Annotated in this window: 19 protein-coding genes; all 19 read left to right on the top strand. The window is 60.2% G+C overall.

Features of this window, described 5'->3' with window-relative positions; all coding sequences use genetic code 11:
- On the top strand, nt 1-219 hold a 219-nt coding region (locus tag VK725_RS03110; protein WP_325316597.1), incomplete at its 5' end, for a histidine phosphatase family protein.
- A complete protein-coding gene (locus VK725_RS03105; RefSeq protein WP_325316596.1) occupies nt 216-941 on the top strand; it encodes an adenosylcobinamide-GDP ribazoletransferase in 726 nt (241 codons plus the stop codon). The genes VK725_RS03110 and VK725_RS03105, both read left to right, overlap by 4 nt.
- Nucleotides 942-1,041: 100 nt before the next feature.
- A complete protein-coding gene (locus tag VK725_RS03100) occupies nt 1,042-1,344 on the top strand; it encodes a zinc ribbon domain-containing protein (protein ID WP_325316595.1) in 303 nt (100 codons plus the stop codon).
- A gap of 194 nt (nt 1,345-1,538) precedes the next feature.
- Nucleotides 1,539-3,305 carry an aspartate--tRNA ligase gene (gene aspS / locus VK725_RS03095; protein WP_325316594.1) on the top strand — a complete coding sequence of 589 codons (1,767 nt, stop codon included), beginning with the start codon at nt 1,539-1,541 and terminating at the stop codon, nt 3,303-3,305.
- Nucleotides 3,306-3,471: 166 nt separating this feature from the next.
- Nucleotides 3,472-4,113: an alpha/beta hydrolase gene (locus tag VK725_RS03090; protein WP_325316593.1), complete on the top strand. Its 642-nt coding sequence runs from the start codon at nt 3,472-3,474 to the stop codon at nt 4,111-4,113.
- A gap of 76 nt (nt 4,114-4,189) precedes the next feature.
- Nucleotides 4,190-4,924, top strand: coding sequence for a YebC/PmpR family DNA-binding transcriptional regulator (locus VK725_RS03085; RefSeq protein ID WP_325316592.1), 735 nt, complete (start codon nt 4,190-4,192; stop codon nt 4,922-4,924).
- A 37-nt stretch (nt 4,925-4,961) separates the two neighbouring features.
- Complete coding sequence (ruvC, locus tag VK725_RS03080) at nt 4,962-5,483, top strand: crossover junction endodeoxyribonuclease RuvC (protein ID WP_325316591.1); 522 nt, start codon at nt 4,962-4,964, stop codon at nt 5,481-5,483.
- Complete coding sequence (gene ruvA / locus VK725_RS03075) at nt 5,480-6,076, top strand: Holliday junction branch migration protein RuvA (RefSeq protein ID WP_325316590.1); 597 nt, start codon at nt 5,480-5,482, stop codon at nt 6,074-6,076. The genes ruvC and ruvA overlap by 4 nt, the downstream gene beginning before the upstream one ends.
- A 3-nt stretch (nt 6,077-6,079) precedes the next feature.
- Nucleotides 6,080-7,981, top strand: a complete 1,902-nt coding sequence (locus tag VK725_RS03070) for a potassium transporter Kup (RefSeq protein ID WP_325316589.1) — start codon at nt 6,080-6,082, stop codon at nt 7,979-7,981.
- A gap of 129 nt (nt 7,982-8,110) precedes the next feature.
- Nucleotides 8,111-9,160 carry a Holliday junction branch migration DNA helicase RuvB gene (ruvB, locus tag VK725_RS03065; protein WP_325316588.1) on the top strand — a complete coding sequence of 350 codons (1,050 nt, stop codon included), beginning with the start codon at nt 8,111-8,113 and terminating at the stop codon, nt 9,158-9,160.
- Nucleotides 9,150-9,563 carry a tol-pal system-associated acyl-CoA thioesterase gene (gene ybgC, locus VK725_RS03060; RefSeq protein ID WP_325316587.1) on the top strand — a complete coding sequence of 138 codons (414 nt, stop codon included), beginning with the start codon at nt 9,150-9,152 and terminating at the stop codon, nt 9,561-9,563. The genes ruvB and ybgC overlap by 11 nt, the downstream gene beginning before the upstream one ends.
- A gap of 55 nt (nt 9,564-9,618) precedes the next feature.
- Nucleotides 9,619-10,308 (top strand): protein TolQ, encoded by a 690-nt coding sequence (tolQ, locus tag VK725_RS03055; RefSeq protein ID WP_325316586.1) that lies wholly within the window; start codon nt 9,619-9,621, stop codon nt 10,306-10,308.
- A gap of 15 nt (nt 10,309-10,323) precedes the next feature.
- On the top strand, nt 10,324-10,770 hold the full coding sequence (gene tolR, locus VK725_RS03050) for a protein TolR (protein WP_325316585.1): 447 nt from the start codon (nt 10,324-10,326) through the stop codon (nt 10,768-10,770).
- On the top strand, nt 10,757-11,698 hold the full coding sequence (locus VK725_RS03045) for a cell envelope integrity protein TolA (RefSeq protein WP_325316584.1): 942 nt from the start codon (nt 10,757-10,759) through the stop codon (nt 11,696-11,698). The genes tolR and VK725_RS03045 overlap by 14 nt, the downstream gene beginning before the upstream one ends.
- An 8-nt stretch (nt 11,699-11,706) precedes the next feature.
- Nucleotides 11,707-13,026: a Tol-Pal system beta propeller repeat protein TolB gene (gene tolB / locus VK725_RS03040; RefSeq protein WP_325316583.1), complete on the top strand. Its 1,320-nt coding sequence runs from the start codon at nt 11,707-11,709 to the stop codon at nt 13,024-13,026.
- A 259-nt stretch (nt 13,027-13,285) separates the two neighbouring features.
- The gene (gene pal / locus VK725_RS03035; RefSeq protein WP_325316582.1) at nt 13,286-13,795 is read left to right on the top strand and encodes a peptidoglycan-associated lipoprotein Pal; all 510 of its coding nucleotides are present in this window, start codon (nt 13,286-13,288) and stop codon (nt 13,793-13,795) included.
- Entirely contained in the window at nt 13,795-14,664 is an 870-nt protein-coding gene (gene ybgF, locus VK725_RS03030) for a tol-pal system protein YbgF (protein ID WP_325316581.1), read from the top strand. Before pal ends, ybgF begins: the two co-directional genes overlap by 1 nt.
- A gap of 4 nt (nt 14,665-14,668) precedes the next feature.
- The gene (gene queE / locus VK725_RS03025; RefSeq protein ID WP_414648440.1) at nt 14,669-15,367 is read left to right on the top strand and encodes a 7-carboxy-7-deazaguanine synthase QueE; all 699 of its coding nucleotides are present in this window, start codon (nt 14,669-14,671) and stop codon (nt 15,365-15,367) included.
- A gap of 82 nt (nt 15,368-15,449) precedes the next feature.
- The coding region (locus tag VK725_RS03020) for a 7-cyano-7-deazaguanine synthase (protein WP_325316579.1) at nt 15,450-15,851 on the top strand (402 nt) is incomplete at its 3' end.

The following is a 15,851-nucleotide window of genomic DNA, read 5'->3' as shown; positions in this document are numbered from 1 at the left end:
GGTGAAACGTTCGATGCGTTTCGCGGTCGTCTGGGCGCTGCACTCGATGATGTCGCGAGCGAAGCGGCCGGTCAGCGCGTGCTGGTGGTCACGCACGGTGGTGCCATTCGCTTGCTGCGCTGTCTTGTGGAAAACCGCAGTTACGGTGATATGGCGGGCATCGACGTGCCGCATGCATCCTTGCATCGTCTTCTCTGGCCGGTTTCAGTCAACGCGTGATACGTAGCCTGCTCGTCGCCATCGGTTTTCTCACGCGCTTGCCCGTGCCAGCGAGCGTTTACGACGATGCGCGGGCGAAATCCGGGTCGTTGGTGTGGTATCCCGCCGTCGGTCTCTTGCTCGGTGCGTTGTTGCTGACGTTTGCGTTGTTGTTGCGCGACACCTCGCCGTTGCTGGCATCGGGTCTTGTTGTGCTGCTGTGGGTGGTGTTGACCGGTGCGCTCCATCTCGATGGACTCGCCGACAGCGCCGATGCGTGGATCGGCGGCATGGGCGATCGCGAGAAGACGCTCGCTATCATGAAAGACCCGCGCTGCGGACCCGCGGGCGTAGTGGCGCTGGTATTGGTGTTGTTGTTGAAGGTTGCCGCGCTGGCCAGCGTCGATAGCATTCCGTGGATCGCGCTCTTGTTGGCGCCGATGTTGGCGCGCGCCAGTTTGACGACATTGTTTTTAACCACGCCCTATGTACGTAGTGGCGGCATCGGAGCGGGGTTGGCCGATGCACCGCGCAGCGCTTGTGTTGCGGCGCTCGCCGTGAGCGTCGCCCTTTGCCTGTTCTGCGGATGGAGCGGGGTGCTCGCGTTAGTGGTCGCGGTACTGGTGTTCGCACTTTGGCGGCACGCCTGCCTGAACAGGCTAGGCGGATTCACCGGGGACACTGCCGGGGCGCTGGCCGAGATGATCGAAGTGGCCGTGCTTATAGCGCTGGCCGTGCGTTAAACCGCGTGAGATTCCGCGTTGCGCGGTTGAAATCCGGCCTCGGGGCCCGATAATAACGGGTTGCTACGGCTACGACCGGTGGCACGAGCGGAGTCCATCGATGCCCATTTACGAATTCCAGTGCAACGCCTGCGGTCATCGTTTTGACCGGCTGCAGAAGTTGTCCGATCCCGATCCGTCGGCATGCCCCACCTGCGGCGCCCCGCAGGTGCAGCGCCAGATCAGTGCGCCCTCGTTCCGGCTCGCCGGTGGCGGGTGGTATGAGACTGACTTCAAGAAAGACGGCGACAAGAAGCGGAATCTGGCGGGTGATGCGGCGACCAGCAAACCGGCCGAAAGCACGGCCTCTCCCTCACCGGCACCCGCGCCGGCTCCGGAAAGCAAGCCCGCCTCCTCGAGCTGATCGAAATTCCTTCCTCCTCTACGTGCAGTAGGGGAGGGTCGGGGTGGGGCGAAGCCCAACACTTGCTGCAAGCGCAAACCCTCCCCTCCCAACCTCCTCCCGCTTTGGCAGGGGGAGGGGTGAGCGCGTAACGGTGTTAAGATTCCGGGTCTTTTCCACGCTTTTGCCGCCTGGCGGCCCGGAGTTTTAAGCGCATGCGCACGCATTACTGCGGCCTCATCAACGAATCGCTGGTCGGCCAGACCGTCACCTTGTGCGGCTGGGTCAACACCCTTCGCCTTCAAAGCCACGTCGCGTTCGTCGATTTGCGCGATCACGAAGGTCTCGCCCAGGTAGTGATCGAGCGCGATAACGCTGCAGCGTTCGCCACGGCGGCCGAACTCGGTTACGAGTATTGCGTGCGTGTCACCGGCACCATCCGCAAGCGCCTCGCGGCCAACGATAAGCTCAAGACCGGCACGATCGAGCTGCTGGCCGAGAAGGTGGAGATTCTCAACGCCGCCAAGGATCTTCCCTTCGCGCTGCACGAGAACCCCAACGAGGACATGCGGATGACTTACCGCTACCTCGACATGCGCCGCCCCGAAATGCAGACGATGATGCGTACGCGCATCAAGCTCGTGCAGGCGCTGCGCCGTTATCTCGATGCGCGCGGTTTTCAGGATATCGAAACGCCGATTCTTACCAAGGCCACGCCGGAAGGCGCGCGCGATTACCTCGTGCCCAGCCGCGTTCATCCCGGTCAGTTCTACGCGCTGCCGCAGTCGCCGCAGCTGTTCAAGCAAATTCTGATGATGGCGGGCTTCGATCGTTACTATCAGATCGCACGTTGCTTTCGCGACGAAGATCTGCGCGCCGACCGCCAGCCGGAGTTTACGCAGCTCGATTTGGAATTCGCGTTTGTCGAAGAAAAAGACGTGCAGGATTTCGTCGAGGCGTTGATTCGTCATGTCTTCAAGGAAGTGATCGACGTTCAACTCGATGCAGCCTTCCCACGCATGACGTGGGAAGAAGCGATGCGCCGCTTCGGTTCGGACAAGCCGGACCTGCGTATCCCGCTGGAACTGGCGGACGTTGCGAACGCACTTAAACACGTCGAATTCAAGGTGTTTGCCGAACCGGCAAACGATCCTGAAGGCCGTGTGGCAGCGCTGCGTTTGCCGGGCGGTGCGACGCTCAGCCGCAAGGAGATCGATCAGCTCAGCGAATACGTCGCCAAGTACGGCGCGAAAGGTCTTGCGTGGATCAAGGTGGAAGATCTCGCCAAGGGCCGCGAAGGTGTCAATTCGCCGGTGGTGAAATTCCTTGACGATGCTGCACTCGACGCCGTGCTCAAGGCGACCGGTGCGCAGACCGGCGACATGGTGTTTATCGGCGCAGGCAAGTGGAAGGCCGTTACCGATTTCATGGGCGCACTTCGCCTGAAAGTTGGCAGGGACCGTGGCCTCGTCGAAAACAGCTGGAAACCGCTGTGGGTCACCGACTTCCCAATGTTCGAATACGACGACGAAGAACAGCGCTTCGTCGCTTTGCATCACCCGTTCACCGCGCCGAAGGTCGACGACATCGCCGATTTGCGCGCAAACGCAGCCACCGCCGTGAGCCGCGGTTACGACATGGTGCTCAACGGCGCGGAAATCGGCGGCGGTTCGATCCGTATCCACCGTCCGGATATGCAGAGTGCAGTGTTCGAGCTGCTCGGCATCGGTGCGGAAGAAGCGGAAATGAAGTTCGGCTTCCTGCTCAAGGCGCTGAAGTTCGGCGCGCCGCCGCACGGTGGTCTGGCATTTGGTATCGACCGTATCGCGGCGTTGATGGCTGGGACGGAATCGATTCGCGACGTGATTGCATTCCCCAAGACGACTAGCGCGCAGGATCTGATGACCGATGCGCCGTCTGTCGTGGGCGAGGCGCAGTTGAAGGAACTGCACGTCGCAGTGGCGAAAACCGACAAAGCATGATGCCTATAGCCCCTCTCCCATTGGGAGAGGGGCTGAGGGTGCGATACTTGCGGCAAGGTTCGGTATGTTGCTTCGGCTGCACCCTCATCCGCCTGCCGGCACCTTCTCCCGAAGGGAGAAGGATTTCATCATTAAGTCGAGTCGCTTAGCGGAAAGTTCAAAATAGATGACCGAACACATCATTCTTCTGCACGGCCTATGGATGCGCGGTTTCGCGCTGGGCTTCCTGCATTGGCGATTGATGGAAGAGGGCTATCGCGTTCATCGCTTCGATTACATGAGCGTGGCTGCCACGCAGCCGCATATCCTCGCGCGACTGCGTGCGGGCATCACCGAATACGGACCGGAGCCGGTGCACCTCGTCGGGCACAGTCTTGGCGGCCTGCTTGCGCTTCGTGCCTGCCTGGATGCGAAAGATCTTCCGCCTGGCCGCATTGTCTGTCTCGGCTCGCCGCTCAAAGGCAGTTCGGCGGCGCGTGCGTTCGCCAGTTGGGGGCGGGGTGGCGAAGTCTTGCTGGGTCACAACCGGGACCTGCTTGAACAGGGTCTCGATGCGTGGAGCGGTCCGCGCGAAGTGGGCATGGTGGCGGGCCGTATGCCCATCGGGCTGGGTGCGATGCTTGGCCACATCGAGGGCGAGCACGACGGCACCGTGGCGGTGGACGAGACCCGTCTGCCGGGCCTGACGGGCCATTGCGTGGTCGAAACCAGCCACACCGGCTTGCTGCTATCGGCCGAAGTGGCGCGGCTTACGACCCAATTCCTGCGCGAAGGCCGCTTCGATCCCGCCGCTCCTACCATGGTCTGAGCCCCGATTTGCCGAGTCACCCCCCGGGATGAAGTAAAATCGCCGGCTTGTCATTGGATCTCAGTTAGGAATCGTCATGGGTAGAGGCCCGTCCATCGAAGGTCGCAAGAACGCTGAAGACGCCAAGCGCGCCAAAGTGTTCACCAAGCTGATCCGCGAAATTACCGTTGCCACGCGTGCTGGCGTGGCCGATCCGAACCTCAATCCGCGCCTGCGCGCGGCCGTGGACAAGGCGTTGACCGCCAATATGTCCAAGGACACGATCGAGCGCGCGATCAAGCGCGGTTCGGGTGCCGACGGCGGCGCGAAGATGGAAGAGCTTCGCTACGAAGGCTACGGCCCGGCCGGCACCGCGCTCATCATCGAATGCTTTACCGATAATCCGACACGCACCGTTGCAGACGTGCGCCATGCGCTGACTAAACACGGCGGCAATCTCGGCACCAACGGTTCCGTGGCGTTTCAGTTCACCCGTTGCGGCGAGTTGGTGTTCGCCACCCATGGAAACGAAGCGGCCGAAGAGAAAGTGCTGGAAGCGGCGCTCGAAGCCGGTGCCGACGACGTGATCAACGAAAACGGCGAAAGCACCGTGCTGTGCTCACCGGAAAGTTTTGAAACCGTGCAGCAGGCGCTGATCGAAGCGAAGCTCGATGCGCAGCATGCAGGCATCGTGATGCGTCCGAACAATCGCGTGGCCGTGACCGGTGAAGCGCTGGAAACGCTGACGGATCTGCTTGAAAAGCTCGATTCGCTCGACGACGTCAGCGAGGTTTACCACAACGCCGCGTTGCCGGTTGAGGCGGCGGGTTGATCGGCTGCGCCAGCTTTCCACGCCGACTTCTTAAGCAATGATCCGCATCATTGGCATCGATCCAGGCAGTCAGCGCACCGGTGTCGGCATTATCGACGTCGATGCGTCCGGCAAGCTGTCACATGTTTTTCATGATGCGTTGGTAGTTGCGGGCGAAGAGACTTTTCCCCTTCGCCTGAAACGCATTTTTGATGGCATCAGTGACATCATTGCAGAGCATCGTCCAGTCGAATGCGGTATCGAGCGCGTCTTCATGGCGCGCAATGCCGATTCGGCCCTGAAACTCGGGCAGGCGAGAGGCGCCGCGATTTGCGCGGTGGTCAACAAGGGGATCGCAGTGCACGAATACGCAGCAACCGAAGTGAAAAAATCGGTGGTGGGTGGCGGCCGTAGCGACAAGACTCAGGTGCAGCACATGATCGGCGTTCTGCTCGGCTTGAAAGGGCCGATCCAGGCCGACGCTGCGGACGCACTGGCGATTGCCGTGGCGCACGCGCATACGCGTTCCAGCCTTGAGCGCGTGGGTATTCCGCGTTCGGCATGGAGGCGGCGCCGATGATCGGTCGACTGCGCGGCATTCTCATTTCCAAGCAACCGCCGTGGTTGCTGGTGGAGGTCGGTGGTGTGGGTTATGAGCTTGAAGCGCCCATGTCGACGATTTACGACCTTCCGCAAACCGGCAAGGAAGTCACGCTGCTCACGCACTACGCCGTGAAAGAAGACAGCGTCGCGCTTTACGGCTTTCTGCACGAATCCGAACGCGCGTTGTTCCGCAATCTGCAAAAAGTAAGCGGCATCGGCGCAAAAATATCGCTGGCCGTGCTGTCTGGGGTGTCGACACAGGATTTCGCACGTCTGGTGCAGGCTGGCGACGTCGTGGCGCTCACGAAAATTCCGGGTATTGGCAAGAAAACGGCCGAACGCATCATCGTCGAATTGCGCGATCGCCTGGACGGTCTTGGAACGCATGTTTCCGGCCTCGCCTCGGCATCCAGCGCACCGCTCGATCCTGCCGCCGAAGCCACCGTAGCGCTACAACAGCTTGGCTACAAACCAGCCGAAGTTACCCGATTGGTGCAGAAGGTTGCCGCTCAGGGCGACAGCGCCGAAACCATTATCCGTAAAGCGCTGCGCGCAGCACTCGGGAGTTAATAAGTGGGTCACGACATTCAACAAGGTATAAGCGACGCTGATTCCAAGCGTCGACTGGCCACCCTTGCATTGGGCGCGATTGGCGTCGTGTATGGCGATATCGGTACGAGTCCGCTTTATACATTGCAGACGACGTTGAGCCACGATGGCATGCGACCGACGCCGGAAAGCATTTACGGCGTGCTGTCGCTGATCTTCTGGGCGCAGATCATCGTGGTCTCGCTGAAGTACGTCACCTTCATCATGCGCGCAGACAACAAAGGCGAGGGCGGCATCATGGCGTTGATGGCGCTCGCGCTGCGCGCCGTGCGCGATAAGCCCAAAACACGCTGGTTGCTGGCCATCATCGGTATTTTCGGTGCGTCGTTGTTCTACGGCGATGGTGTGATCACGCCGGCGATCTCGGTGCTATCCGCCGTCGAAGGTGTGAAGGTTGCAGCGCCGGGCCTCGCTCACTGGGTCGTGCCGGTAACGGCGGTCATTCTGTTCTTTCTATTCGCAGTGCAGCGTCACGGTACCGAAAATGTCGGACGTATGTTCGGTCCGGTCATGGTGATCTGGTTCATCACGATTGCCGTGCTGGGTGGCCGGATGGTGCTGGATAACCCGCATGTTTTGTACGCCATCAATCCCATGTATGGCGTGCGGTTCTTCTTCACGCACGGTGTGCAGGCATACATTGCGCTCGGCGGTGTCGTGCTTGCATTGACGGGTGCCGAAGCGCTCTATGCAGACATGGGACATTTCGGCAAACGCCCGATTCGTCTTGCGTGGTTCAATTTTGTGCTGCCCGCACTGATCCTCAATTACTTCGGCCAGGGCGCACTGCTGCTGGCGCATCCGGAGGCGATCGACAATCCGTTCTTCAAGACGGTGCCGTCGGTGTTGCTCTATCCGATGATCGCGCTCGCGACCGCAGCGACGGTCATCGCATCGCAAGCGGTTATTTCCGGCGCGTTCTCGATGACGCGCGAAGCGATGTCGCTGGGTTACTCCCCGCGCATGCCCGTCGTGCACACATCGCGTGAAATGTCCGGCCAGATCTTCGTGCCGTGGGTCAACAGCTTCCTGCTGGTGATGGTGTTGGTGGCGGTGATCGGTTTCCGCAGCTCCGACAGCCTCAGCGCGGCATACGGTATCGCCGTGACCGGCACGATGACGATTACCACGGTGCTGGCGCTGTTCGTGGCGCGCCATCAGTGGCGTTGGAGCATGCCAGTGGTGATTATCGCCGGTACGCTTTTGTTGATCATCGACATGTCCTTCTTCACCGCCAACCTCATCAAGGTCGAATACGGCGGCTGGTTCCCGCTGGTGCTGGGCCTGGCCGTGTTCATCGTGATGACGACCTGGCGTCGCGGCCGCGAACTGGTCGTGCGCGAGATCAAGCAGGGCGGTCTGGCGCTGGTTCCGTTTATCGAGAACATTACCGAACATCCGCCGTTGCGCGTGCCGGGTACGGCCGCGTTCCTCACCGCCAATCAGAATTCGGTGCCGCATGCGTTGCTGCACAACCTCAAGCACAACAAAGTGCTGCATGAGCGCAACGTCATGCTGACGGTGGAGGTCCTGGAGACGCCCGTCGCCGATGCCGATGAGCGCATCCACTTAACGTCAATGGATGGCAACTTCTACGGTCTGGAGCTTCGCTTTGGCTTTGCCGAAGATCCGAATATCCCGCTGGCGCTTTCTCGTTGTGCAAAGAGCGGCCTGCCGTTCGATTTGATGGATACGACATTCTTCCTCTCGCGTGAGAACGTGGTTGCCGACAAGCGCCGTCCCGGCATGGCGTTGTGGCGCGATCGCCTGTTCGCCTTCATGTCGCGCAATGCATTGCCTGCCACCGCATTCTTCCAGATTCCAGGCAACCGCCTGATCGAGCTGGGAACGCAGGTCGAGATCTGACAAGAAGCTTCGAATCGTCGGATTGTTGAAGGCATGCGCATGACGCATGCCTTCACACGATCACTGCCGCAAGAATCGCGCAGCTGATCCTGGCGGGCACCGCTCGCCATCACCTGCCATAATGTCCCTATGACCGAGCACCGCATCATCACCTCAGCCGCCCAGCTCGACGACGAGGCGTTAGAGGCGTCTATCCGTCCGAAACGGTTGAGCGAATACCTGGGCCAGCAGGCGGTGCGCGAGCAGCTGTCGATTTACATCGAGGCGGCTAAAAAGCGTGGCGGCGCACTGGATCACGTACTGATCTTCGGACCGCCCGGTCTGGGCAAGACAACCTTGAGTCACGTCATCGCCAACGAACTTGGCGTGAATGTGCGCTCGACGTCCGGTCCCGTGTTGGAACGTGCCGGCGATCTGGCGGCGCTGCTGACCAATCTTGAAGCACACGACGTGCTGTTCGTCGACGAAATCCATCGCCTTTCGCCGGTGGTGGAAGAAGTGCTTTATCCGGCGATGGAAGATTTCCAGATCGACATCATGATCGGCGAAGGCCCCGCCGCACGCTCCATCAAGCTCGATTTGCCGCCTTTCACGCTGATCGGCGCCACCACGCGTGCCGGTTTACTGACGGCGCCGCTGCGCGACCGCTTCGGCATCGTGCTGCGCCTGGAGTTCTATTCACCGGAAGAACTCACCGCCATCGTGCGTCGCTCGGCACGCATTCTCGGAATTGCCTGCGAATTGGATGGTGCGCAGGAAATCGCACGCCGTTCGCGTGGCACGCCGCGTATCGCCAACCGGCTGCTCCGTCGCGTTCGCGATTACGCAGAGGTGCGCGCAAACGGTCATATCACGCATGGTGTCGCACAAGCGGCGATGGAAATGCTGAAGGTCGATGCGGAAGGTTTCGACGAATTGGACCGTCGTCTTCTCAACATCATCATCGAAAATTTCGACGGCGGTCCGGTGGGCGTCGAGTCGCTCGCTGCCGCGCTGAGCGAAGATCGCGGCACGCTGGAAGATGTGGTGGAGCCATATCTGATCCAGCAGGGCTTTTTGGTGCGCACGGCACGCGGCCGCATGGCCAGTGCGAAAGCCTGGCGTCATCTTGGCCTCACGCCACCGCCACGTCAGCCGCAGGCTGCCGATCTTTTTGGTTCTGGCGACCATGACGTCTGAGACAGCTGGCAAAGTTTTCGGCTGGCCGGTCCGCGTCTATTGGGAAGACACGGATGCGGGCGGCGTGGTCTACCACGCCAGCTATCTGCGCTTTCTGGAGCGTGCCCGTACCGAGTGGCTACGCGGGCTTGGCGTGGACCAGTTAGCCTTCAAACAAGCCACCGGGCTGGCTTTTATGGTCCACCGGATGGAAATCGACTTCCTCAGGCCCGCCCTGCTAGATGATGAACTGACGGTCACGGTGGAAGTCAAAGAGAAGCGTTCAGCCAGTATCCTGTTCACCCAGACGATAAGCAGGGCGGCGGATGGAACGCGACTTATCGAGGCGCAAGTGCGTGCGGCATGCGTGGATTTGAAACGTATGCGGCCCGCTCCCATTCCGGCCGGCCTGATTCGGGATTGACCCCGATCCCAAACCAACGCTTTTACATATCAATGTGGTGGAGAACCCCCAAGCCATGAACAGTGGACTGAACATATTTGAGCTCCTCCGTGACGCGAGCGTGCCGGTACTAGGGGTGCTGCTTGTGTTGCTGTTCTTCTCCTTCATGTCGTGGGTGATCATCATCCGCAAGTACTCGCAGCTCAAAGCCGCGATGGAGAATGCCGAGTCATTCGAAGAGCGCTTCTGGTCTGGCGCCGATCTCGCACAGTTGTTCCGCGAAGTGAGCAACAACGGCGGTGACAACGGCGGCATGGAAAACATCTTCGAATCGGGCTTCCGCGAATTCGTTCGTCAGCGTCAGCGTCGCGGGCTGGACATGCGCACGGTGGTGGAAGGTTCCGAGCGTGCGATGCGCGTTACCGGCACCAAGGAAATCGGCGCGCTGGAACGCAACCTGGAATTTCTCGCCAACGTCGGTTCGATCAGCCCGTATGTCGGCCTGTTCGGCACGGTGTGGGGCATCATGGGTGCATTCCAGGGCCTGGGCGAGATGAAGGACGTCACCATCGCCGTGGTGGCGCCGCACATTTCCGAAGCACTGATCGCCACCGCGATGGGTCTGTTCGCCGCCATTCCCGCGGTGTGGGCCTACAACCGTTACGCCAACAAGGTCGAGCGCGTTGCCTCGCGCTACGAAGTATTTCAGGAAGAGTTCTCGTCGGTGCTGCAGCGTCAGATCCAGATCGACGACGCGACCAACTAAGCGGAGAGTGCGGTCATGCGTAGTTCTGCCCGTCACAAGCGCTTCAAGCTGAAGTCGGAGATCAACGTCGTTCCCTACATCGACGTGATGCTGGTGCTGTTGATCATCTTCATGGTCACCGCACCCATGCTCAACGCGAACGTGGACGTCAATCTGCCGCAGGCGAATGCCAAATCGCTGCACGACAAGAAAGACCCGGTGATCGTTTCGGTCGACAACAATGGCCAGATGTATCTGACCCTGGGCACCGAAAAGAAAGAGCCGATCGATGCGGATGCGCTGAAAGTGAAAGTTGGCGCCTTCGTGCAGCAGAATCCGGATGTCAGCGTACTCGTCGCTGGCGACCGCGATGGCAAGTACGACGGTGTGTATCAGGTACTGGCGTTGTTACAGCAGGCCGGTGTGTCCAAGGTCGGTTTGATGAGCGCGCCGGAGTCGGGCAATCCGAATGGACGACCGTAACGCCAAGGGCACACCGCTTGCGGTGGTGCTTTCTGCCGTCCTTCACCTGGGCATCGTCGCGTTTCTGTTTCTTGCGACGTTGTCGTGCACGTCATACGACGCGTTTCTGACGGCGTTGCATCTGCCCAACCCGATCACGTGCACGCCGCCCCCGTTGCAATTGACGGGCAAGCCGATCGAAGCGACGTTGATCGGCAATACCGCCGCGCCGCCGCCGAAGTCGGCCAACGTCAAGCCGGTTCCCAACACGGTGCCGCCACCACCGGCCGTGCCGCCGCCACCCATTCCGCAGCCGCAAACACCCAAGGTGCAGCAATTGCCGCCGCCACCTCAACATCCGGATGTGACGGATCAGGAGCGCGTGGTGCAGGACGCCTTGCAGAAGGCCGAGGACGCGAAAAAGGAACAGGAAGAGAAAGAACGTCAGCGCCAGGCTGATCTGGACGCCCAGGCGGCCAAGCGCAAGGAAGAGCAGCAAAAAGTCGACGAGCTGTTCAAGCAGATGGACCAGGCGCAGACGCAGGTACAGAAGGCAGATAGCAAAGCCAAGCAGGCCAAGCAGCAGCTGGCGGACCTGAAAAATGCCCAGCCCAATGGCCAAGCCGACTTGCCGAACGCAGATCAGCGCCAGAGCGGCAACAACGCTGCGAACAGCGATCTGCGGTCCCAATACGCGGCGGCTATTCAGAACGCCGTCACACAGAATTGGACTCGGCCAGATAACATGCCGAGCGTTCCGTGTACGGTGCACATCGTGCAGCTGCCTGGCGGTAACGTCATGAGCGCCAAAGTCAGCGGCAATTGCCCGTATGACGATGCTGGTAAACGTTCCGTGGAAAATGCCGTGTTGCGCGCGCAGCCATTGCCTTACAAAGGTTTTGAAAGCGTGTTCCAGCGTGAAATTGATTTCACCTTCACCCCGCAGTGAGTAAGCCCATGCGCAGATCATTCCGATCGATGTTTACCCTCGTCCTGCTGCTGATGGCAGGCTTTGTCGCGGGCCCCGCCGTGGCACAGACGCTCAACGTGCAGATCGTCGGTGGCCTGAAAACGGCAACGCCCGTCGCGGTGGTGCCGTTCGCTCAGCAAGGCGGCTCGCCGCTGCCAACCGATGTGGCCGACGTGATCCGCAACGACCTCAACCGTTGCGGCAAATTCCGCTCGCTGGCGGTGAGCGAAATCGTCGAACAACCCAGCCAGGGTTCGGACATCAAGTTCGCCACCTGGCGTCTTCTCAAGCAGGACTACATCATCATTGGCCGCATCAAGGATGCGGGCAACGGCGCCGTATCCGTTGAATACGAACTGTGGGATGTAAACCGCCAGCAGCGTTTGCTTGGTAACGCCATGCCACCTGCACAGGTCAGCGATCTGCGCAGCGTTGCGCACCAGATCGCCGATGCCATTTATCAGCAGATTGAAAATGTTCCCGGCGCCTTCTGGACACGCATTGCGTACATCACCTCCGTGGGCACAGGCGCCAATCAGACCTACTCACTGATCGTGGCCGACTCCGATGGCTATAACCCGCAGGTCGTGGCGCGTTCGCACGAAGCATTGTTGTCGCCGAAGTGGTCGCCGGATGGCTCGCGTATTGCTTACGTGTCGTTTGAAAGCGGCAATTCGGCCGTCTATATCCAGAACATTCTGACGGGCGCGCGTCAGCTGGTTTCCGGCCGCGCCAAGGGTATTAACAGCGCGCCCGCCTGGTCGCCGGACGGCACCAAGCTTGCGTTGTCGCTGTCCTACACCGGCAACCCCGAGATCTACGTGATGGATCTGGGTTCTCGCGCAGAAACGCGTCTCACTCAAGGTCTGGCCATCAACACCGAACCGGTCTGGTCGCCGGATGGCCAAAGCATCTATTTCACTTCCGACCGTTCGGGGCGGCCGCAGATCTATCGCGTCTCGGCTTCCGGCGGTTCGCCGGAGCGCATCAGCTTCCAGGGTCAGCAGAATCTTAATGCTGCCGTGAGCTATGACGGCAAGCAGATCGCCATGGTGCAGGCCGATGGGAACGTGTATCGTATTGCCATTATGGATCAGAGCCTTGGCGGCCAGGTGCGTTTCATTTCTACCGGCCCGATCGACGAATCGCCGAGCTTCGCACCCAACGCCAGCATGCTGATCTACGCCGCCGACGGATCTCCGGACGTGCTTTATGCCGTGTCGGATGACGGCATGGTCCGGCAGCGTCTAGTCCTGGCCAATGGCGATGTTCGCCAGCCGGCTTGGGGACCCTATCGTAAAAACTGAAGTTTTATCCGGTTGCCACCCCTTTAGGGGCTGCAACCGGGTGACCCGAGGAGGGGCCCGGGACGCCTTAGTTTGTGTTCCGGCCATAGGGGCGGTGCTTTGCATCGCCCTGTTTACTGGCCTGTGCAGTACAATGCGTGGCCGTAAGTTGTAGTTGTAAGAAAAATAATCAAAACAGCCGGTCCACCGGCGAAAACTGTCCCGTAACCGCAATCGTCATTGACTGTCGGAAATCAAACCCGTTTGAAGGAACGTCACCATGAATAAGACCGTTCGTATCGCACTGGTCGCCCTGCTCTGCGTGGGTGCGGCCGCATGTAGCAAGAAGCAGGAAGTCAAGCCGCAGCCGCAAGAACAGCCGCAGACGACGGAAGCCCCGGCCCAGCAGGGTGCCGGCAAGTACACCCCGGCTGACCTCGACACTGACGCTTGCCTGCGTCAGCGCGTTGTCTACTTCGACTTCGACAAAGACGAAGTGAAGCCGGAGTTCCAGCAGATCATGCAGTGCCATGCCAAGTACCTGCAGGATCGCCCGACGGCTCAGATGCGTCTGGAAGGCAACACCGACGAGCGCGGTACGCGTGAATACAACCTTGGCCTCGGCGAGCGCCGCGGCAATGCTGTGTCCAGCGCCCTGCAGGCTAACGGTGGTTCGGCCAGCCAGATCAGCGTCATCAGCTACGGCAAAGAAAAGCCGGTTTGCCGCGAACACAACGAGGATTGCTGGAGCAAGAATCGTCGCGTCAATATCGTCTATACCGCTGAGTAATGACGTTTAAGCTGGCCCAACGCTTCACGGTCAGCATCGGCATGGCGGGCGCCTTGGCGTCCGCCATGCTGTTTATGGCCCCCGCCCATGCGCAGGATTCCTCGCCGATGAGCCTGTCCGACCGGGTTGCCCGGCTCGAGCAGCAATCGCAAGGTCAGAACCAGACGCGCATGGCTCAGGTCAATCAGCTGCAGCAGATGCAATCGCAAATGCAGCAGATGCAAGGCCAGATCGAAGAACTGCAGCATCAGCTGCAACAGCTGCAGGATCAGAGCAAAGCGCAGTACACCGATCTGGATAGCCGCGTCGGCCGACTGGAAAAAGGTGGCGCTCCAGCCAATCCGGCATCTGCCGCGAACGGACCCGCGCCGTCGTCGACGACCCCGGTTTCCACGGCACCTGGCGCTCCGGCCGCAGGTCCCGCACCGGCAACGCCACCTCCTGCGCCAACGGTTCCCGCCGAATCGGCCGCGGACAAGGCCGGCGCCACGACGTCATACAACGCCGCTTTCAAATCTCTCAAGGCGGGTGATTACGTCGCCTCGTCGCGGGGATTTCGCGAATTCATCCAGAAATACCCGAACGATTCGCTTACACCCAACGCGTTTTACTGGCTGGGTGAGTCGTACTACGCCACGACCAACTATCAGGTCGCGGTCGAAGCGTTCAATCATCTGCTGAGCCAATATCCACAGAGCGACAAGGCACCCGATGCGTTGCTCAAGCTCGGTTACAGTCAGCTGCAGATGAAGCAGACCGATGCGGGCACCGCGACACTGAAATCCGTGATCGCCAAGTACCCCAGCTCCAATGCTGCCAAGCTTGCTCAGGAACGACTGACCCGGCTTTCGCAGCAACCGGCACACTAAGGTCATGGCCGTGAATGCGAGTGATGCAAACGTGGCAACCACCGCGTCGGCTACAACCGCCGCCGAGCGTTTGCGCATCACCGAAATCTTCCACTCGATTCAGGGCGAAGCCGATGCGATCGGCTGGCGCACCGTATTTGTGCGTCTCACCGGTTGTCCGTTGCGTTGCGTGTGGTGCGATACCGAATATTCCTTCTACGGCGGGAATTGGCGCGATATCGACGACATCCTTGCCGAGGTTGCATCACACGGTGCGAAACACGTATGCGTTACCGGTGGCGAACCGCTCGCGCAGAAGCGCTGCCTGACTCTCTTGCGAAAACTGTGCGATGCGGATTACGAGGTGTCGCTGGAAACTTCTGGAGCGATCGATGTTTCCGATGTCGATCCGCGTGTGCGCAAGGTGATGGATCTGAAGGCGCCCGATTCCGGCGAGAGCAAACGCAATCTGTGGTCCAACCTCGATCACTTGCTAGCGCATGATCAGGTAAAGATCGTTATCGCCAGTCGCGCCGATTACGAATGGGCGCGCGATGCCGTCGCGGAACATGCCATCGACAAACGCTGCATGGTCTTGTTCTCGCCCGTGCACGGCGCAGTTGAACCGCGTGCGTTGGCCGAATGGATTATCGAAGACAAATTGCCGGTGCGCTTCCAACTGCAACTGCACAAGTTGCTGTGGCACGACGCACCCGGACATTGAATAGTTTCATGCGCATCGGCCTGTGTTGCCGGTAGCGTTTTCCAGCCGGTGACCGGCCGTATCAGCACTTTGGAATGTACCTATGTCAGGAACTCATCCTCGCAAGGCCGTCATCCTCGTTTCAGGAGGCATGGACTCGGCCGTCACGCTTGCTATCGCCAAGCAGCAGGGCTATCAGATTCACGCGTTGAGCGTTGCCTATGGACAACGCCACAGTTCGGAGCTGGAAGCTGCCGCACGCGTCGCGCACATGCTTGGCGCGGTTGAACACAAAACCGTGCATGTGGATTTGCGCAGCATCGGCGGTTCGGCGCTTACCGCGGATATCGATGTACCAGAGGAGGGCGGCGAGGGCATCCCCGTCACTTACGTACCCGCGCGAAACACCATCATGCTGTCGATTGCGCTCGGTTGGGCCGAGGTGCTTGGTTCCACCGACATCTGGTGCGGTGTGAACGCCGTGGACTACTCCGGCTATCCCGAC

Origin of the sequence: Dyella sp., assembly GCF_035486915.1 — a bacterium.
Taxonomy (GTDB): domain Bacteria; phylum Pseudomonadota; class Gammaproteobacteria; order Xanthomonadales; family Rhodanobacteraceae; genus Dyella_B.
This window is presented reverse-complemented; position numbering and strand designations above follow the sequence as displayed.